The following is a 16850-nucleotide window of genomic DNA, read 5'->3' as shown; positions in this document are numbered from 1 at the left end:
GAAGGATCTAACTTTCGCCCGAATTACCCCGCCTGTCCATGCCTGTGGAAAACCTCTACGAGATCACCGTGTAGCCCGCCTCGCGCAGCGCCGCCCGCACCTCGTCACAGTGCTCCGACCCCTTCGTCTCGAGGCGCAGCTCGACCTCCGCCTCGGCCAGCCCGAGCCGCGGATCGGTCCGTACATGGCCCACGTCCAGCACATTCGCGTCGACCGCCGACAGCGCCGCCAGCAGCGTGGCGAGCGCCCCCGGGCGGTCGGTCAGCCGCAGCCGCAGCGAGAGATAGCGCCCGGCCGCGGCCATGCCGTGGCGCAGGATGCCCTGCATCAGCAGCGGGTCCACATTGCCGCCCGAGAGCACCGCCACCACCGGCCCCTCGAAGGCCTCCGGCTCCATGAGCAGCGCGGCCACCGGGCTGGCCCCGGCCGGCTCGACCACCAGCTTCGCCCGCTCCAGGCACAGCAGCAGCGCGCCGGCCAGCGCGTCCTCGGAGACCGTACGGACCTCGTCCACCAGCTCGTCCACGATCCGGAACGGAACCTCGCCCGGCCGCCCCACCTTGATCCCGTCCGCCATCGTCGTGGGCGACTCGATCGACACCGGGTGCCCGGCGGCCAGCGAGGGCGGATACGCCGCGGCGCCCGCCGCCTGCACCCCCACCACCCGCACGTCCGGCCGCAGCGCCTTCACCGCCACCGCCACCCCCGCCGCGAGCCCGCCGCCACCGACGCCCACCACGACCGTGCGCACCTCGGGGCACTGCTCCAGGATCTCCAGGCCCACCGTGCCCTGCCCCGCGATGATGTCCGGGTGGTCGAAGGGGTGGATGAAGACCGCGCCCGTTTCCCGCGCGTACTCCTGTGCGGCGCGCATCGTCTCGTCCACGATCTGGCCATGCAATTGCACGTCCGCGCCGTAGTCCCGGGTGGCCGCGATCTTCGGCAGCGGCGCGCCCTGCGGCATGAAGACGGTCGAGCGCACGCCCAGCAGCGAGGCGGCCAGCGCGACGCCCTGCGCGTGGTTCCCGGCGCTGGCCGCCACCACGCCCGCGGCCCGCTCCTCGGGGCTGAGCCCGGCGATCCGCACATAGGCGCCGCGCAGCTTGAAGGAGCCCGTGCGCTGGAGGTTTTCGCACTTCAGATGGACCGGAGCACCGACCAGGCCGGACAGATAGCGGCTGCCTTCGAGCGCGGTGACCCGGGAGACCCCCGACAACATCTTCTGCGCCGCGCGCACCTCGTCGAGCGTGATCGCGGACGCCGGGACACCGGAAGCCGGGACTCCGGAAGCGGACTGCGGAATACCGGAAGAAGAGGTACCGGAAGCGGGGGTCGTGCGTGGGGCCATGGTCCCAAGTCTCGCAGCTCGCCCCACGTGCACCAGGGAGGGCCGGATCGAGGCGGCAGGTTTCTGCAGCCCCCGTACGGGCGGGCCCCCAGCCGCGTACTCTGTGCCCCATCCCACAGACCACCGCATGAAGTGAGCCTTAGTCCATGCCCACCCAATCGGACATGACGACCCACCTCGACACCGGCGTACTCGACCTCCTGCAACACCAGGTCGCGGTCTTCGCCCGGCGCGCCGAACAGACCCGCCTCGGCGGCGTCGGACAGGCCCGCAACTCCATGGACCGCGCCGCGTATCTCCTGCTCAACCGGCTCGACCAGGAAGGGCCGATGGGTGTCAAGGCGCTCGCCGCGGGCATGGGCATCGACTCGTCCACCGTCACCCGGCAGGTCGCCCCGCTGGTCGACTCCGGCTTGGTCAAGCGCACCTCCCACCCCGAGGACGGCCGCGCGGTCGTGCTCCAGCTCTCCCCGCGCGGCAAGGCCCGCCTGGAGGAGGTGCGGTCCTCGCGGCGCGCGCTGATGGCGCAGGTCACCGACGGGTGGACCGCGGAGGAGCGGGACATCTTCTGCGACCTGCTCGGCCGCTTCAACGTCGCGCTGGCCGCCGCGCACGCCCCCGTGCCCCAGGCGGCGTCCGCCTCCTAGGGGTTCCCGGCCCAACGCGCCCTGACGTCACGCCTCTTGACCGGATGGCCGTGACTGCCGTGTCCTGAAAGGGACCCGTGTCCCAAAGGGGGCAGGAGGCGGAGGGCTGGTGCGCGAGAGGCGGGCAGCACGGGAGAGCCGCCGGGCCCGGGAGTTCGCGGCGTTCGCCGCGGGGGCGGGCGGTCGGCTGCTGCATGCGGCGACACTGCTGACGGGGGAACCACCGGGGGAATCCAAGGACGCCGAGCGCCTGCTGACCACCGCGCTCGCCCGCACCTACGCCCGCTGGGACCGGCTGCGCGGGGAGGACCCGTACGACCGCACCCGCGGGGAACTCGCCGCCCTCTTCGCCCATCGCGCCTGGCGCTACCGCCGCCCCCGCGGCGGCCTCCTGGGGCGGCTCACCCCCCAGGAGCGCCTGGTGCTGGTGTTACGGCTGCATGAGGGCGTGGCGGAGGAGCAGGCCGCGGCCGCCCTCGGGCTGCCGGTCGAGCGGGTACGGGCGATCTGTACGCGCTCGGTGACGCTGATGCGCAGCCGCCCGCCGGGCGCGCCCGCGCCCGGGGCCGCGCCCGGGGCCGCGCCCGCGCCCGCGCCCGGGGCCGCGGTGCGCCGCGGGGACGCGAAGGCCCCGGCATGAGCTTCCCCGACCGCAAGGAGGACGAGGTCCGCCGGATGCTGGACGGCCCCTATCCGGCGGTGCCCCCGGACCTGCCCGGCCGGGCGGCGACACGGGGGCGGCGGATGCTGCGCCGCCTCCGCGCCGTACGGGCCGCCGGCTGGGTCCTGCTGATCGCCGCGGTGATCGCCTTCGCGGTGTGGGCGGCGATCGTCCAGCCGTGGACGATGCCGCCGACCGACACCAGCCCGCCGGTCGAAGGCTGGTGAGGGCCTGCTGAGAGCCTGGCGAGGGCCCAAATCCAGCCAGAATCCAAGCCCTAGGCCAGCGCCTGACTGAGATCCGCCAGCAGATCGTCCACCGCCTCGATGCCCACCGAGAGACGCACCAGGTCGGCGGGCACCTCCAGGGCCGACCCCGCCGCCGAGGCGTGCGTCATCCGGCCCGGGTGCTCGATCAGCGACTCGACACCGCCCAGCGACTCACCGAGCGTGAACAGCCGCGCCCGGTCGCAGACGTCGACCGCCGCCTGCTCGCCGCCCGCGACGCGGAAGGAGACCATGCCGCCGAAGGCCCGCATCTGCTTGGCCGCCACCTCGTGCCCCGCGTGCCCGGGCAGCCCCGGGTAGAAGACCTCGGTCACCCTGGGGTGGGCGACCAGCAGCTCCGCGACGCGGGTGGCGTTCGCGCTGTGCCGGTCCATCCGTACGGCGAGGGTCTTGACGCCGCGCAGCACCAGCCAGGAGTCGAACGGCCCGGCGACGGCGCCCATCGCGTTCTGGTGGAAGGCCAGTTCGTCACCGAGGGCGGGGTCGGAGACCACCAGCGCGCCGCCGACGACGTCCGAGTGCCCGCCCATGTACTTGGTCGTCGAGTGCACCACGATGTCCGCGCCCAGCGCGAGCGGCTGCTGGAGATAGGGGCTGGCGAAGGTGTTGTCGACGACGAGCCGGGCCCCGGCGGAGCGGGCGATGTCGGCGACGGCGGCGATGTCGGTGATGCCGAGCAGCGGGTTGCTGGGCGTCTCCACCCAGATCACCTTGGTACGGGGCCGGAGCTCGGCCCGCACCGCGGCCGGGTCGGAGGTGTCGGCGACCGACCACTCCACGCCCCAGCGCTCCGCGACCTTCGAGAACAGGCGGAACGTGCCGCCGTAGGCGTCGTTCGGGATGACGACATGGTCACCGGGCACCAGAAGCGCGCGCAGCAGGCAGTCCTCGGCGGCGAGACCGGACGCGAAGGCCAGGCCGCGCCGCCCGCCCTCCAGCGCCGCCAGGTTCTCCTCGAGGGCGGTGCGGGTGGGGTTCGCGGAGCGGCTGTACTCGTATCCGCCGCGGAGCCCGCCCACTCCGTCCTGCTTGTAGGTGGAGACCTGGTAGATCGGCGGGACGACGGCACCCGTGAGCGGGTCCGCCTCCTGCCCCGCGTGGATGGCGAGCGTCTCGAAGCTCTGCGTGCCGCGCTGCGCATCGTCGCGCGGGGCGGGCTGCTGGGTGTGCTGGTCGGTCATGGGGCCGAGGGTAATGCCCACCGCGGTGCTACCGGGTTCAAGCACTCCGCGGGCACATAGTCTGGAGCTCAGGCGTTCCTCCTAGGGGGACCGGGCCCGACTTCTCACGGGACAGCCGGGACAGCACCGGAGCAGCAGGGGACAGCAGGGGACAACAATGGAGAATCTGATCTTCCTCATCGCGATCGTCATGATCGGCGGTGTCCTCGTCGTGCCGGCCTTGCGCCGGATCCGCGGCACCGACGAGGCCAAACGCGGCGGGGTGCTCGCCACGGACCCGGGCGCGTACGGCTTCGTGCCGCAGGACCGGCTGGACGTACGGCTGCCCGGCCCGGACCGCGAGCTGCTGGAGGCGCTGGAGGAGGTCCAGCGCACCCAGGACTGGCAGCCCGCCGCCCGGCTGCTGGCCCTCACCGACGCGGACTCCGAGCTCCGCTGGCAGCGCGTGCAGACGCTGGCCGGCGCCGCCGCCTTCGAGCTGGCCCACGCGCCGGGCCAGGGCGGCATGTGGCTGCGCACCTGGCGGGTCTCGGCGCCCAAGGACCCGGGCGCGGCCGCCGTGCACGCCGAGTTCCTGGTCCGCCGGGCGCTGCGCGACCCGTCGTCGGACGACTTCCGGATGATCCTGGAGGAGGCGCGTACGGTCTGCGGCGAGGCGGCGCTGCTGGCCCCCGGCGACCCGGTGCCGTACATCGTCGAGCTCGGCGTCGCCCGCGGCCTCGCGTACCGGCAGGCCGACTTCGAAGAGCTCTGGTCCAAGGTCACCGAGCGCGCCCCGCACCACATGGGCGCCCACCTCGCCGCGCTCCACTACTGGTGCGAGAAGTGGCACGGCTCGCAGGAGCTCGCCGACTCCTTCAGCCACGCAGCCGCCGGCTCCGCCCCGGCCAAGACCCTCCTCCCCGCTCTCCCCCTCTTCGCGGTCTTCGAGCACCTCCCGGAGGCCAACCTGGTGCGCACCCTCTACCAGAGCGCGGTGGTCAGCCGCGCCATCGAGGGCGCCCTCTTCGCGGTCGGCGAGGCCCCGGCCGACCACCCGGTCCAGCCCCACGTCCGCCACCTGCTGATCTGGTTCCTGGTGCGCGCCGAGCGCTACGCGGAGGCAATGGAGCAGCTCCGCCATGTGGACGGCCACGTGGGCGCGATCCCGTGGTCGTACGGCGCGGACCCGGCCGCCGAGTACGCGGTCTACCGGGCGCTGGCGGTGGCCGGCTGGGAGGGCCGGGGCGGCACGCCGGCGACGCTGCCGCGCTGAGGGGTGCGGGGGCGCCTGGAATGGCCCACCGCCCCACCCTGTTATAGGACGTGCGCCCCCGCCGCCACGACCCACCGACCGCTTCGACCCACCGCTTCCCCGATGTGGAGCCTAGGAGCCATTGATGTTGTTCAGCCGCCAGAAGTCCCACCTCCCCTCCGCCGAGGAAGCGCTCAAGGGCCGAGCCGAACCCGGATTCCCCGTCCCCGAGCGCCACACCGTCCTCGGCAACCCGCTGTCCGGCCCCTACCCCGAGGGCCTCCTGATCGCCGACTTCGGCCTCGGCTGTTTCTGGGGCGCCGAGCGCAAGTTCTGGCAGGCCCCCGGCGTCTGGACCACCCTCGTCGGCTACCAGGGCGGCCACACCCAGAACCCCACCTACGAAGAGGTGTGCAGCGGCCTGACCGCCCACACCGAAGCGGTCCGCGTCGTCTACGACCCTTCCGTCACCTCGTACGCCGCCCTGCTGAAGCTCTTCTGGGAGTCCCACGACCCCACCCAGGGCTTCCGCCAGGGCAACGACGTCGGCACCCAGTACCGCTCGGCGATCTACACCCACTCCCCCGAGCAGCAGTCCGAGGCCGAGGCCTCGCGCGCCTCCTACCAGTCCGTCCTCACCAAGTCCGGCTACGGCGACATCACCACCGAAATCCTCCCCGCCGGCCCCTTCTACGCGGCGGAGGCATATCACCAGCAGTACTTGGACAAGAACCCGGCCGGCTATTGCGGCATCGGCGGCACGGGTGTTTCCTGCCCGATCGGGGTGGCCCCCGCTGGGAGCTGAAGGGCCGCGTCCTCACTCGTTCGGGCGATGTGGTCGAGCCCGCACTCGATACGCTGCTCCCAGGGATAAGAATCTCGCCCATGGGAGCAGCAATGACCACCTCCAGCGCCGGGCAGCCACTCATCCCTCAGCCCTCCGCCACCGTCACGGCCCTCCGCCAGGCCGTCGCGCAGATCGCCCCCGCCGCACTGCCCTCCTTCACCCGGGAGCTGGATCAGGCCGCCGATCAGTCCCGTCAGGCTTCCGATCTTTCCCCCCTCCAGCGGTTCATCGCCCAGTGGGCCGTCTACGTCCACATTCAGCGGCAGCCGAATCTCGCGAAAGAGTTCCGTCACTGGGAGGACACCGCCGAGACCGGCGATGCGACGCAGGCCCGACGCGCCGCGTCCGCGATCGGCAAGATCCTGGACGACGCACACGCCGCGCTCGGCCTCCCGCCGCGGTGAGCACTGGTTGGCGCTGGGAGTACGACCCCGATCACGCCCACGTTGCAGGTGGCATCCCCGCTCACGTGGTGACCGAAGTGGAGCGCCTCGCGGGGCAGCTGACCGACCTGGCCGGGATGGGGGTCGATGTCGGCGACTTCGGCAACGGTCCCCGACCGGGCGGCCTGCGTCGCATGGACGCGGCGGGCGGTTGGTTCTTCCCGGGCAGGCCGTCTACGACCGTCGCACGGCCTTGGGCATCGACCAGGCATCGCTCGCCGAGCGGACGGGGCTCTCCACGGAGGACATCGACCGCCTCGAAGGAGGCGGCACCATGCCCACGCTCCCACTCCTACGCACCTTGGCCAAGGCACTGGACGCCGCACTGGACGTGTCAATCGACACGGAAGAAACTCGGGTCTCGTTCGTGCCGCACGCCGCTTGACGCCCTTCCCAGGGGACGCCCGGAGAGCAGCACAGGCTCGTCGGCACGGCCGTCAAGCCAAGTGACCTGTCCGACGGCGGCTCATGTCCCACGGGAATCGGGCCCACCGACGGCTGACGCGGCGGCTTCTAGGGCCAAGTGCCACGGATAGTTTTCCGGTCGGCCCTGGCCCGGCTTGTTGGGTACGAACCCACCGTCGCCGTACAGGACGCGTACGCCCATCGCGCGCAGCGTGGCAATGCTGGTGTCGAACTGTGTGTGCTGCACGAAGGCGGCGTTCACGCACGGCATGGTCACGGTGGGGATGCCCTTGCCGATGGCCTCGGCCACGCCCCGACGATGAACTTGTCGGTGATCCCCAGCGCCCATTGGTTGATCGTGTTGAAGGTCGCGGGCGCTACGACGGCGACGTCTGCGGGGGGCCAGACGTCCGGCTCTCGGGGCAGCTTGTACTGGCTGCGTACCGGGTGCCCGGTCCGCTCCTCCAACGCCGGCAGCTCGTCTTCGAGCCAGCGTGCGGCGGTGGGGGTCAATCCGAGGCAGACATCCCAGTCGGCGGCCTGTGCTTGCTCGATGACGCCGGCGATGTTCAGCACGGGTGGTGCGGCGCTTCCCAACAGGTACAAGACGCGGTTCGCGGTCATGGCGGCAGTTCACCGCGTCGCACCCCTTACCCGCAAACCCTGCTCGATCGGGGCCGAGATCACCGTTCACCGTAGCCTTCCGTGGCCGGGCGGGTAGCGTTTCCGTTGAGTGAGTCACGAAAGGGAGGCATGCATGCCGCTCCCCGGCGACGAACACACAGGCACTCGGATCGCACATCACCGGAAACGGACTGGACTGACTCAGCGCGGGCTGGCTCAGAAGGTGCCCTGTTCGTACAGCCTGCTCACCCAGGTTGAGTCCGGGCACAAGCCGGCCAGCCCTGCCCTGGTGGCCGCTGTCGCCAAGGCCCTGAGCATCGACGTCAGGGCGTTGACCGGTCAGCCCTACGTGACCGAGCTCCAGCAAGACCGGTTGGCCGCGCTGGTCCGGCCGATCCGTGAAGCCCTCGACCTCTACGATCTGGGGGCCGACCCTACGATCACGCCTCGGCCCACTCCGCAGCTCGTCGCAGCTGCCGAGGGGCTGTGTCAGCTGGTCCGAGCTACAAGGCTCCACGATGCTGCTGTTGATCTCCCCGACACGATTGCGGAGATCACCACAGCCGCGTATCGGTCCCCGTCGTCCGTATTGTGGGCTGCGCTGTCGAGTACCTACCGCACCGCGCATGACCTGGCCGTGAAACTGGGCTACTACGACGTGTCGACGGTGGCTCTGGATCGTATGGACTGGGCCGCGTCCAGGGCTTCCGACCCGCTGCTGTCCGCAGTACGCCAGTACATGCGTGCGCTCGTCTACTTCCGGGAGGGCGAGTACACCATCGGACAGAGGTTGGTCGCTTCCGGTCATGGGCTGCTGGAGCTATCCCCTGAGACCCGGGAGAGGCAGGCGGTTGCCGGGCAACTTCACCTCGGGGCAAGCGTGATCGCTGCCCGTGCCGAGGATGCAGACGCGGTGACAGCCCACCTCGCAGAGGCCAAGTCCTACGCAACACGGGTGGGTGAGGCCACGGACGTGCATTGGCTGTCTTTCGGCCCCACGAACGTGAGGCTTCACACGGTGTCCGCTCATGTCGAGATGCGTCACTACGGCGAGGCCCTGCGACAGGCCGCGAAGGTGCGGATACCGAAGGACTGGCCTGCTCCAGGCTGACGTCCATCGCCGAGCAGGGCCTACTCGGAGCTGGGGCGCCGGTCGCGTATTGGGGCTTGGCGGGTGCGGGCGCGGTGGTTGGCGACGTTGACGCGGTTGCCGCACAGGCCGGGCATGCAGTAGCGGCGGCTGCCGGGCCGGGTGGTGTCGATGAACGCTCCCCGGCAGGTGGGCGCGGTGCACGGGCGGAATCGCTGCTCGCCGAGGGTGTGTACGACCCCGAGGATGCCAATGCCGCAGATCAGCGAGAGGGCGTCGGCGATCGTTGCTCCGGCACGGAGTGGGACGGCCCAGCGTGTGCGGTTCCCGTGTGCGGGGTCGGGGATCAGGGTGGCGCCCTGGGCGGGTGAGGTGAGCGTGGTGGCGCCGGCGATGAGGCGGGCGCGGTCGGGGTGATCGATCAGGTCGCGCACGGTCTCCCGGAGGGCGTGGACCGCATGGAGGTCGGCGGTGCGTGCGCGGCGGGCGAGTTCGGACAGTGCGCCGGGAACCTCGTCGTCTGTGGACTGGTCGCCGTGCAGGTCGGTGAACGCGACGAGGGCGGCCAGGTCGGGCAGGTGGTCGTCGCCGCGCCAGACCTCGGCGGTGGTGTTGACCAGGTCGGTCGCGACCCCCGCCGCCCAGGCGTAATCGTCCAACGTGACTTGCATCCTTGGCGAACCTCTCGCTACGTTCGGTTAACAGCCACTTTAGCCCTTACATAGCTTCGTCCGGGAGAGCTCGCCCATGTCAGTGCTGGAGATCGATGCCGTCGTGTTCGACGTGCTCGGCACGCTCGTCGACGAACCCGCCGGACTCCGCGCCGGCATTCGTGAACTCGACCCGTCGCTCGACGCTCCCAGGACCGAGCGGCTCTTGTCAGTGTGGCAGCAGCACATCGACCGCGAGCAGCGTCGCATCCTCGACGGCGGCCGGCCCTACCTCGCCGGCGACGCCCTGGACCGGGAAGCCGCCCGGCTCGTCGCCGACGCCGCCGGAGTCGACGACCCGGCCGCCGTAGCGGCGCTGGCGCTGTCGGGTCGCCGGCTCCCGCCGTGGCCCGACACCGTGGCAGGGCTCGCCCGGCTCGCCGAACGGTTCCCGCTGATCGGACTCTCCAACGCGAGCCGGACGGCGCTGCTGGGGCTCAACGCCCACGCCGGGCTGCGCTGGCACCAGGCCCTGTCCGCCGAGGACGCCCGGACCTACAAGCCGGACCCGGCGGTCTACCAGCTGGCCGTCACCGTCTCCGGACGACCGCCGGAGCGGCTGCTGATGGTCGCCGCCCACGCCTGGGACCTGCGCGGAGCGCAGCGCCTCGGCCTGCGCACCGCCTACGTCACCCGCCCCGTCGGAGACCCGCCCACCTCCTCGGACCGGTTCGACCTGTACGCCGACGACCTGGCCGATCTGGCCGACCAACTGGACACGATCTAAAGCTGCCCCCCGGTCAGCCGCCGTGGGCGCGGGCGCGGAGCACCTTGTGGTAGTCGTCGACCGCTTCGCCGACGCAGCTCATGCGCTCTCGCATGTCATGGGATGTGCGCTCCTTCACAAGGGTCCGCAGTACGTAGTCGGGTGAGAACTCCCCCGCGAAACCGTCCGGGGCGTTGGAACGGATCATCGGTTCGTTGGCCGAGACCGAGTAGGGGTCGTCGGAGTGCTGGTACGTCCAGCGGCACGGCCAGAGCCGCAGCGCGGTCTCTCCGACGTATCTGACCGCGCCCGCGAAGAACTCGTCTCCGACCGCCGCCTCCAGCGCGGCGGGGCCGTCGAAGCGGGCGAGTACGAGCCGTTCCAGCGCCGAGAGCGAGTCCAGGGAGTAGTCGAAGGGGAAGTCGTCGGGCAGGTAGGCCGTTCGCCAGCGGTCCAGTGCGGCGTCCATGGGGGCCAGCCAGGCGTCGAGGCACCGGCGGGACTCCTCGCTCGCGTGGAGGCGGTCGTCCTCCATGTACCAGGCGGGCGTCTCGGGTTCCGCCGCGGGCATCCCGTCGCGCACCCAGCGGCCGAGCTCCACGGGCATCGGGAGGCCGAACTCCTCCAGACCCTTGGCCTGTCCGGGGGTCAGCAGGAGCCACCATGCGTCGTAGGAGTCCTCGTCCAGCTGGTGGAAGCTCCGCGGGTCGTCGTTGCCGGGCACAAGGTCGCCTATGGCGTCGAAGGCCGCGTTCCAGTCCATGTAGCGGGTGCTGTCGGAGAGGTGTTCCGTCGGGTGCCATATCGACCGGCCGTTGCGGCGGAAGTGCAGGTACTCCTCTCCGTCCTCGTCCTTCACCAGTGCGACGTCGTCGACGACCACCGAGCCGCCGGCGCACGCGGCCGCGTCGAACAGCAGCTCCGCGTAGCCGTCCTCGAGGTAGCCCGAGACCTTTTCGGGCGTCTGGAAGCCGAGGCCGCACTCGCCGACCAGGAACGTCAGCTCGTCGGTGTCCTCGAACTCCTCGTCGAGGTCCATGCCGATCGCCTCGGCCTCCGCCAGGCCGGTCGCGGCCTGTTCCTCCGTCGCTATACCGAGCCGGACCAGGGTTTCCGCGAATTCGCGGAGGGTGTGTGCTGTTGCGTTGCCCATGACAACACCCTCTCACTATAAACGATTCGTTTAAAACAGATAGTTGACATCAACCTGTGCGTCACCCCATCCTGATCTCATGTCAGCGACCCCTGATCAGCACACCGACGACCCCTTCACGCCCCCGCGGCCCGAGCAGGCGCGAGCCCACCGTGTGTACGCGTCCCTGCTGCGCATCGCCGAGCGGCACGCCGCGACCGACGAGCAACGCCGCCGGCAGGTCCATCCCTCGGTCATCGGGCCGCACGAGGCCGTCCGGCTGGTGTCGTTCCTGCTCTCCGGGGCCGCGCGGCCGGTTGACGGGGAGCCGGAGGTGGATCAGGCCGATATCACCGCCGCGTTGAGCCTGGTGCCGCTGGTGCGCGGGGAGATGGACGAGCTGGAGACCGGGCTCCTCCAGATGGCGCGGGGCCGCGGCATGACCTGGCAGGAGATCGCCTTTGGGCTCGGGCTCGGCACCCCGCAGGCCGCCAGGCAGCGCTACGAGCGGCTGGCCGGCCGCGCCACCGCCGATACGGAAGCCTCGGAGTAGCTCAGGGACGGGTGGCCACCAGGAGGTCGACCACATAGGTCTCCTCCACCGTCTCGTCGGGGAACAGCTCCCGCAGGCGGGTGCGCTCCTCGGTGAGGAAGGCGCGGGTGCCGCTCTCGCCGAGGACGAGGAATGCCGAGTGGCTGGAGATGTTGGCGAGGTGCGTGTCGAGCGGGACGACGCGGCTCCAGCGCAGGTGGCGGCGCACGACGGCAAGGCCTGCGAGGCCGGCGAGTTCGATGGCGCGGCTGTCGTCGGGGCGCTCCCCGGGCGAGGAGGCGGGGGGCTTCACCCCGCAGTGGCGCGCGACGCGCTCGTGCTGCGCCGCGATCCACGGCACGTCGAGGGCCGAGGTGTTCCACCAGAGCGCGAGCGTGCCGCCAGGACGCAGCACGCGCAGCGCCTCCGGGACGGAGCGGCCGGTGTCGGTCCAGTGCCAGGACTGCGCGTAGGTGATCAGGTCGCGGGACGCGTCGGCGAGCGGCAGGGCGTTGCCGTCGCCCCGGACGATCGGGACGTCGGGCAGCGTGCGGCGGAACTGGGCCGCCATGCCGTCGCCGGGCTCGACGGCGATCACCTCCGCGCCGCGCTCGCGCAGCAGGACCGTCGCGATGCCGGTGCCCGCGCCGACGTCGGCGACGCGGGCGCCCGCGAGGGGGCGGTCCATGAGCCGCTCGACGGTGTCCAGGAGCGCGGGCGGGTAGGAGGGGCGGTTCGCGGCGTACTGGGCGGCGGCGGCGTTGAACGAATGGGCACGCGAGTCGGCGGTCATCCGTCCATCCTCCTCCCCCACCACCACACCGACGCGACGCCCGGCGTCAGCTCGCGGCAGCGCTCTCCGCCCGCGACAGGGCGATGTCGAGGACGACCAGCAGCGCGTCCCGGACCGAGCCCCGCTCCCGGGCGTCGAAGACGATCAGCGGCACGTGCTCGGAGACGTCCAGCGCCCACCGCACCTCGTCCAGCTCGTGCTGCACCTCGCCATCGAAGGCGTTGACGGCCACGGCGAAGGGGATGTCCTTGTGCTCGAAGTAGTCCACCGCCGCGTAACAGTCGTCCAGGCGGCGGGTGTCCACGATCACCAGGCCGCCCAGGGCGCCCTCGACCACGTCGTCCCACATGAAGCCGAAGCGGTCCTGGCCGGGGGTGCCGAACAGATAGAGCTTCAGCGTGGGGTCGATGGTGATGCAGCCGAAGTCCATGGCGACCGTGGTGGTGGTCTTGCCGGGGGTGTGCGTGAGATCGTCCACGCCCGCCGCGACCTCCGTGATCGCGGCCTCGGTGGTCAGCGGCCGGATCTCGGAGATCGAGCCCACGGCCGTGGTCTTGCCGACCCCGAAGCCGCCGGCGATGACCAGCTTGACCGGCAGCGGCGGCTGTTCAGCTGCTGTCGCGGAGTTTGCCCCGGGAGTCGGGGACGGCACGGAGCCCATCGATAACCCTTCGCAGTACGGAGATGTCCTGGGTCGCCCTGGCGTCCGGCACATGGACCGCCAGATGGCCGGCGGTGCACAGATCCCCCGCCAGCACCCGGACCACGTTGAGGTGCAGTCGCAGCCGGGCGGCCAGTTCCGCCACCGACTGCGGGCGCCGGCAGGCGGCGACGAGGTCGTGGTGTTCGAAGGTGAGCGAGTGCAGGGCGGAGAGCCCCGACGAGGTCGCCACGACCTGGGCCTCGACCGGGAGCGACGGCGCGGCGCCGCTCCCGGACACCCGGCCGGCGGTCAGCAGGAACGGCCGGACCGCGGAGGGGCGCCCGGCCGACTCCGGCCGGTCCCACGCGCCGTCCGCTGACTCGTGCGGTACTGATTCACCGGCGGCCATCACGATCCCCTTCCGACATGCCTGTGCCCTGTGCCCCGTGTGGTGGGACGGGTCAGCCGGACGGGGTGGCGCCGGCGCTCTTCTTCAGCTCCAGCACCAGCTGGGGAGTGAGCGCGGCCCCGGCCCGGTTGGCGAACAGGGCCATCTCATAGGCGATATTGCCCAGCTTCGCCTCCTTCGAGGCCACCACGCCGAGCACGGCGCCGCTGCCGATGGCCGACACCAGCACATGGCCGCCCTCCAGGTCGATGATGACCTTGTTGAGGCCGCCGAGGCCGTAGTTGCCGGAGGCGCCCGCGGCGAGGCTGGTGATGCCGGACACGATCGCGGCGAGCCGCTCCGAGTCGGCCTGCTCGCGCAGTTGGGAGACAGCGATCAGCAGCCCGTCGGAGGACACCGCGATGGCGTCCACCACACCGGCGGTCTCGCCGGCGAACCGGTCGAGCAGCCAGGTGAAGTCGGCCGCGGCGGCCCGCAGATCGGTGGGTTCCGTCCGCTCCTCGGAACTGCCGTTATCTGTCGGCGTGGTCACTGCCCGACTCCTTTCTGGTGCTGTGGTGGTGGGACGGAGCCGGCTCCGTCGGGGTGGCGGCGCTGTCCTGCTCGGCCTTGCGTACGGCGGCCTCGAACTCGTCGAGTTCGGTACGGACCGCCTCGGCGTCGACGGGCCGGAGCTCGGCCGGGACGACCTGGGCCGCCGGGGTGGTCTTGGTGAGGGTCGCTCCCCGCACCCGCCTGCGCAGCGGCCGGGAGGACGGTGCGGAGAGAGGTGCGGCGGAGGTCGGCTGTGTGGCGTCGGCGGCGGCCCCGGGGGTCCGTTCCGTCGCCTTCCGGGTCGGGATGCGCCGGGGCAGCCCGCCCGGCCCCGACGGCGCGGCGGAGGCGGAGGTCCGCACGGGCTTGGTCAGCGGGTCCGGCCTGGCGGGGAGTTCCCACACGGTGCCGACCGCGGCGGCGTCCTTGCCCGCGCCCTCGCCCGCGGCCTTCCCCGCAACCACCGGCGTGTCCGTGGGCAATGCCGGGTCCAGCGGGCTGACGGTGAGCAGCAGCGGGGCCGGGATCCAGACGGTGCCGGTGACGCCGCCGCCGGGGGTGCGGCTCAACTCGACCCGTACGCCCCAGCGCCGGGCCAGGGTGCCGACCACGAACAGGCCGAGCACCTTGCTCGGTACGAGGTCGAGCCGCTCCCGGTGGACCAGCCGGGCGTTCTCCTCCGCGAGCCGCTCCGCGCTCATCCCGAGGCCGTGGTCGATGATCTCGATCAGCGCCCCGCCGGCCGAGGTGACGTCGGTACCGGGCCGGACGACCACCTCGACGGGGGTGTGGGACGGGGAGAACGAGACCGCGTTCTCCAGCAGTTCGGCGAGCATCAGCGTCAGGTCGCCGGTGATGTCGGGCGCGACCGTGATCTCCGTCTCGGACCGCAGGGACACCCGCTGGAATCCCTCGATCCGGCCGAGGCCGGCCCGGATGACGTTGGCGAGGGTGGTCGGCCGGGCCTCGACGTCGGCCTCCCGGATACCGGCCAGCAGCATCAGGCTGTCGGCGTTGCGCTGGAGGCGTACGGCGATGTGGTCGATGCGGTAGAGCCGCTCCAGGACCTCGGGGTCGGTCTCCTCGCGCTCGACGGAGTCGATCAGCATGAGCTGGCGCGAGGTCAGGTTGGAGACGCGGCGCCCGACGTTGCCGAACATCTCGGCCACGTTGCGCCGACTCAGAACCTGCCGCTCCAGCAGCGCCGCGGCGGTGACCTGCACCTGGTTGAAGGCCTCGGCCAGGTCGCCGATCTCGTCGCGGACCGGGACGGGGATCGGGTGCGGGCGCAGCGGGGCGCGCTCCGCCGACTCGTCGTACTCGACCCGGGCGAGCTCCTCGCCCGCCACGTCGACCACCTCCCGCGCGGCGCCGGTCAGCCGCTCCAGGGGGCGTACGACCGAGCGGCGGACCAGGACGGCGAAGGTCAGCCAGACGACGAAGCCGAGGAGGGCGAGCCCGAGCATGGCCAGCGCTTTCTCCAGGGCGTTCTTGGAGAGGCTGTCGGCCTGGTCGGCGATCTGCCCGATGAGCGACTGGGTGATGTCGAGACGCGCCTCGGCCTGCCGGGTTCCGGTGGCCATCACCTTGCGCAGCTGCTCGGGCGACTGGCCCTGAAGGGAGCTCGGATCGATCTGGAGCTCCGCGAACTGGTCGGCGATGCCGTTCTGCTCGGCGTTGCGCTCGATGCCGCCCAGGGCCAGGACCTGGGCCGGGGTGGCGATCCTGCTGAACCGTTCCGCCTGGTACGCGTACTCCGCGTGGGCACCGACCGCCCGGGTGTACTCGGTGAGGGCGTTGGCGTCCTGGGTCTGCGCGGAGAAGACCCCGCTCTCGAAGGCCGCGTGGGCGGCGTCGGCGCGCAGCGCCGCGTCGACCAGCCGGGTGACCGAGGACGACGAGGCGGCGGCGGAGGAGTGGTCGAGCCCGATGCCGTCGATCAGGTAGTCGACCGCGGAGGCGTACGCCGGGCTGATGTTGGAGGCCGAGAGCGAGCCCCGCTCGACCTTGTCGCGCAGCACGGACAGGCCCCCGACGTAGTCGAGCGCCTGCTCCTCCTCCTTCGGCAGGCCCGACCCGAACGCCGAACGCACGGCGGCGGCCTGCTCGTCGGTCCGGCGCTGCGCCTTGCGGTAGGCGTTGGTCGAGGGCAGGGCGGTGCCGGGCCGGAGGGCGTCGTGCTGCACGGACAGCAGCAGCGCCTGGCGGTGTTCGGCCTGGACGTCGTTGATCAGCGCCGCGACCCGCTCGCTGTCACGCACCTGGTCGGCAAGGCGCCCGGCGTCCTGAGCCTCGTTCACCTGGCCGGTGACGCCGATGGCCAGCAGCACGCCGACGACCGCGACGGGCACGATCACCAGGGCGTTGATCTTCCGCCGGAACGGCCATCGGTCGAGGAGGGCCCCGGCCCTCCGGCCGGACCGCGGCGTCGGCGGCGCGCTGTCGGACGAGTCGGACGAGTCGGCTTCCGGCGACGGGTCCACCGTGTCCACAGACACCCGGCCTCCTTTCAAGGGCTTCTGAGCGGTGACCGAGGTGTGGTTGGTGCAGACCGCCGACGTCCGGGGGAGCATGACGCTCTCAGCTCACGCGCGCGCACGACGGCACACGCCCGCGTGCGAGCG

General features: G+C 71.7%; 18 protein-coding genes and 2 pseudogenes. 10 read left to right on the top strand and 10 right to left on the bottom strand.

Translation table 11 applies throughout. The annotated features are described in order from the left end of the window. Positions 1 to 55: 55 nt before the first annotated feature. Positions 56 to 1219, bottom strand: coding sequence for a threonine ammonia-lyase (gene ilvA, locus ACZ4WQ_RS17045; RefSeq protein ID WP_311726493.1), 1164 nt, complete (start codon positions 1217 to 1219; stop codon positions 56 to 58). Between the two features lie 275 nt (positions 1220 to 1494). Here ilvA and ACZ4WQ_RS17040 point away from each other — a divergent pair, with 275 nt between their 5' ends. The 3 genes from ACZ4WQ_RS17040 (at position 1495) to ACZ4WQ_RS17030 (ending at position 2883) form a co-directional block, all read left to right on the top strand. Beyond that, positions 1495 to 1995: a MarR family winged helix-turn-helix transcriptional regulator gene (locus ACZ4WQ_RS17040; protein WP_311726262.1), complete on the top strand. Its 501-nt coding sequence runs from the start codon at positions 1495 to 1497 to the stop codon at positions 1993 to 1995. A gap of 109 nt (positions 1996 to 2104) precedes the next feature. Further along, positions 2105 to 2635 (top strand): sigma factor-like helix-turn-helix DNA-binding protein, encoded by a 531-nt coding sequence (locus tag ACZ4WQ_RS17035; RefSeq protein ID WP_398370956.1) that lies wholly within the window; start codon positions 2105 to 2107, stop codon positions 2633 to 2635. Next, positions 2632 to 2883 carry a hypothetical protein gene (locus ACZ4WQ_RS17030; RefSeq protein WP_311726264.1) on the top strand — a complete coding sequence of 84 codons (252 nt, stop codon included), beginning with the start codon at positions 2632 to 2634 and terminating at the stop codon, positions 2881 to 2883. Before ACZ4WQ_RS17035 ends, ACZ4WQ_RS17030 begins: the two co-directional genes overlap by 4 nt. A gap of 50 nt (positions 2884 to 2933) precedes the next feature. Here ACZ4WQ_RS17030 and ACZ4WQ_RS17025 read toward each other — a convergent pair whose 3' ends face one another. Beyond that, on the bottom strand, positions 2934 to 4124 hold the full coding sequence (locus tag ACZ4WQ_RS17025) for a cystathionine gamma-synthase (protein WP_398370954.1): 1191 nt from the start codon (positions 4122 to 4124) through the stop codon (positions 2934 to 2936). Positions 4125 to 4281: 157 nt separating this feature from the next. Between ACZ4WQ_RS17025 and ACZ4WQ_RS17020 the strand changes: the two genes are divergently transcribed. From ACZ4WQ_RS17020 to ACZ4WQ_RS17005, 4 genes are all read left to right on the top strand, one after another. Further along, on the top strand, positions 4282 to 5379 hold the full coding sequence (locus ACZ4WQ_RS17020) for a hypothetical protein (protein ID WP_385340581.1): 1098 nt from the start codon (positions 4282 to 4284) through the stop codon (positions 5377 to 5379). Positions 5380 to 5503: 124 nt separating this feature from the next. After that, on the top strand, positions 5504 to 6163 hold the full coding sequence (gene msrA / locus ACZ4WQ_RS17015; protein ID WP_385340583.1) for a peptide-methionine (S)-S-oxide reductase MsrA: 660 nt from the start codon (positions 5504 to 5506) through the stop codon (positions 6161 to 6163). A gap of 92 nt (positions 6164 to 6255) precedes the next feature. Beyond that, positions 6256 to 6609: a DUF6247 family protein gene (locus ACZ4WQ_RS17010; protein WP_311726268.1), complete on the top strand. Its 354-nt coding sequence runs from the start codon at positions 6256 to 6258 to the stop codon at positions 6607 to 6609. Beyond that, positions 6524 to 7033: a helix-turn-helix domain-containing protein gene (locus ACZ4WQ_RS17005; RefSeq protein WP_398370951.1), complete on the top strand. Its 510-nt coding sequence runs from the start codon at positions 6524 to 6526 to the stop codon at positions 7031 to 7033. The genes ACZ4WQ_RS17010 and ACZ4WQ_RS17005 overlap by 86 nt, the downstream gene beginning before the upstream one ends. 81 nt (positions 7034 to 7114) lie before the next feature. Here ACZ4WQ_RS17005 and ACZ4WQ_RS17000 read toward each other — a convergent pair. Continuing rightward, positions 7115 to 7677 (bottom strand): annotated as a pseudogene (locus tag ACZ4WQ_RS17000) (flavoprotein). Positions 7678 to 7810: 133 nt separating this feature from the next. Here ACZ4WQ_RS17000 and ACZ4WQ_RS16995 point away from each other — a divergent pair. Next, positions 7811 to 8773: pseudogene (locus tag ACZ4WQ_RS16995) on the top strand (helix-turn-helix domain-containing protein); the annotation flags it as partial. Between the two features lie 35 nt (positions 8774 to 8808). On the opposite strand, the gene ACZ4WQ_RS16990 reads toward ACZ4WQ_RS16995, so the two are convergent. Next, positions 8809 to 9426 carry a CGNR zinc finger domain-containing protein gene (locus tag ACZ4WQ_RS16990; RefSeq protein ID WP_311726272.1) on the bottom strand — a complete coding sequence of 206 codons (618 nt, stop codon included), beginning with the start codon at positions 9424 to 9426 and terminating at the stop codon, positions 8809 to 8811. Positions 9427 to 9514: 88 nt separating this feature from the next. Here ACZ4WQ_RS16990 and ACZ4WQ_RS16985 point away from each other — a divergent pair, with 88 nt between their 5' ends. Next, complete coding sequence (locus ACZ4WQ_RS16985; RefSeq protein WP_311726273.1) at positions 9515 to 10204, top strand: haloacid dehalogenase type II; 690 nt, start codon at positions 9515 to 9517, stop codon at positions 10202 to 10204. Positions 10205 to 10217: 13 nt separating this feature from the next. Here the strand turns inward: ACZ4WQ_RS16985 and ACZ4WQ_RS16980 are convergent, their stop codons facing one another. Then, the gene (locus ACZ4WQ_RS16980; RefSeq protein ID WP_398370948.1) at positions 10218 to 11336 is read right to left on the bottom strand and encodes a hypothetical protein; all 1119 of its coding nucleotides are present in this window, start codon (positions 11334 to 11336) and stop codon (positions 10218 to 10220) included. 79 nt (positions 11337 to 11415) lie between these two features. Here ACZ4WQ_RS16980 and ACZ4WQ_RS16975 point away from each other — a divergent pair, with 79 nt between their 5' ends. Beyond that, positions 11416 to 11868 carry a DNA-binding protein gene (locus tag ACZ4WQ_RS16975; RefSeq protein ID WP_311726275.1) on the top strand — a complete coding sequence of 151 codons (453 nt, stop codon included), beginning with the start codon at positions 11416 to 11418 and terminating at the stop codon, positions 11866 to 11868. 1 nt (position 11869) lies between these two features. Here the strand turns inward: ACZ4WQ_RS16975 and ACZ4WQ_RS16970 are convergent, their stop codons facing one another. Genes ACZ4WQ_RS16970 through ACZ4WQ_RS16950 form a run of 5 tightly spaced genes read right to left on the bottom strand, consistent with a single transcriptional unit; the run spans position 11870 to position 16718 of the window. Continuing rightward, positions 11870 to 12640, bottom strand: a complete 771-nt coding sequence (locus ACZ4WQ_RS16970; protein WP_311726276.1) for a class I SAM-dependent methyltransferase — start codon at positions 12638 to 12640, stop codon at positions 11870 to 11872. 46 nt (positions 12641 to 12686) lie between these two features. Further along, positions 12687 to 13301 (bottom strand): GTP-binding protein, encoded by a 615-nt coding sequence (locus tag ACZ4WQ_RS16965; protein ID WP_311726277.1) that lies wholly within the window; start codon positions 13299 to 13301, stop codon positions 12687 to 12689. Continuing rightward, the gene (locus ACZ4WQ_RS16960) at positions 13249 to 13692 is read right to left on the bottom strand and encodes a DUF742 domain-containing protein (RefSeq protein ID WP_311726278.1); all 444 of its coding nucleotides are present in this window, start codon (positions 13690 to 13692) and stop codon (positions 13249 to 13251) included. The genes ACZ4WQ_RS16965 and ACZ4WQ_RS16960 overlap by 53 nt, the downstream gene beginning before the upstream one ends. 52 nt (positions 13693 to 13744) lie before the next feature. Then, positions 13745 to 14224 carry a roadblock/LC7 domain-containing protein gene (locus ACZ4WQ_RS16955; RefSeq protein ID WP_311726279.1) on the bottom strand — a complete coding sequence of 160 codons (480 nt, stop codon included), beginning with the start codon at positions 14222 to 14224 and terminating at the stop codon, positions 13745 to 13747. Then, positions 14205 to 16718 carry an ATP-binding protein gene (locus tag ACZ4WQ_RS16950; protein WP_398371808.1) on the bottom strand — a complete coding sequence of 838 codons (2514 nt, stop codon included), beginning with the start codon at positions 16716 to 16718 and terminating at the stop codon, positions 14205 to 14207. The genes ACZ4WQ_RS16955 and ACZ4WQ_RS16950 overlap by 20 nt, the downstream gene beginning before the upstream one ends. Positions 16719 to 16850 lie beyond the last annotated feature (132 nt).

It is taken from the genome of Streptomyces sp. NPDC028305, from assembly GCF_055569495.1.
Note: the sequence above shows the minus strand (reverse complement) of the source record. Positions and strands in the feature narration are given on the sequence as shown.

What these genes read in the sequence shown, in the direction of transcription:
- ACZ4WQ_RS16970 (WP_311726276.1), bottom strand. Translation starts at nt 12,640, where the DNA reads ATGACCGCCGACTCGCGTGCCCATTCGTTCAACGCCGCCGCCGCCCAG.
- msrA (WP_385340583.1), top strand. Translation starts at nt 5,504, where the DNA reads ATGTTGTTCAGCCGCCAGAAGTCCCACCTCCCCTCCGCCGAGGAAGCG.
- ACZ4WQ_RS17020 (WP_385340581.1), top strand. Translation starts at nt 4,282, where the DNA reads ATGGAGAATCTGATCTTCCTCATCGCGATCGTCATGATCGGCGGTGTC.
- ACZ4WQ_RS16975 (WP_311726275.1), top strand. Translation starts at nt 11,416, where the DNA reads ATGTCAGCGACCCCTGATCAGCACACCGACGACCCCTTCACGCCCCCG.
- ACZ4WQ_RS16985 (WP_311726273.1), top strand. Translation starts at nt 9,515, where the DNA reads ATGTCAGTGCTGGAGATCGATGCCGTCGTGTTCGACGTGCTCGGCACG.
- ACZ4WQ_RS16980 (WP_398370948.1), bottom strand. Translation starts at nt 11,336, where the DNA reads ATGGGCAACGCAACAGCACACACCCTCCGCGAATTCGCGGAAACCCTG.
- ACZ4WQ_RS17040 (WP_311726262.1), top strand. Translation starts at nt 1,495, where the DNA reads ATGCCCACCCAATCGGACATGACGACCCACCTCGACACCGGCGTACTC.
- ACZ4WQ_RS17030 (WP_311726264.1), top strand. Translation starts at nt 2,632, where the DNA reads ATGAGCTTCCCCGACCGCAAGGAGGACGAGGTCCGCCGGATGCTGGAC.
- ACZ4WQ_RS17005 (WP_398370951.1), top strand. Translation starts at nt 6,524, where the DNA reads ATGCGACGCAGGCCCGACGCGCCGCGTCCGCGATCGGCAAGATCCTGG.
- ACZ4WQ_RS16965 (WP_311726277.1), bottom strand. Translation starts at nt 13,301, where the DNA reads ATGGGCTCCGTGCCGTCCCCGACTCCCGGGGCAAACTCCGCGACAGCA.
- ACZ4WQ_RS16960 (WP_311726278.1), bottom strand. Translation starts at nt 13,692, where the DNA reads ATGGCCGCCGGTGAATCAGTACCGCACGAGTCAGCGGACGGCGCGTGG.
- ACZ4WQ_RS17025 (WP_398370954.1), bottom strand. Translation starts at nt 4,124, where the DNA reads ATGACCGACCAGCACACCCAGCAGCCCGCCCCGCGCGACGATGCGCAG.
- ACZ4WQ_RS17010 (WP_311726268.1), top strand. Translation starts at nt 6,256, where the DNA reads ATGACCACCTCCAGCGCCGGGCAGCCACTCATCCCTCAGCCCTCCGCC.
- ilvA (WP_311726493.1), bottom strand. Translation starts at nt 1,219, where the DNA reads ATGTTGTCGGGGGTCTCCCGGGTCACCGCGCTCGAAGGCAGCCGCTAT.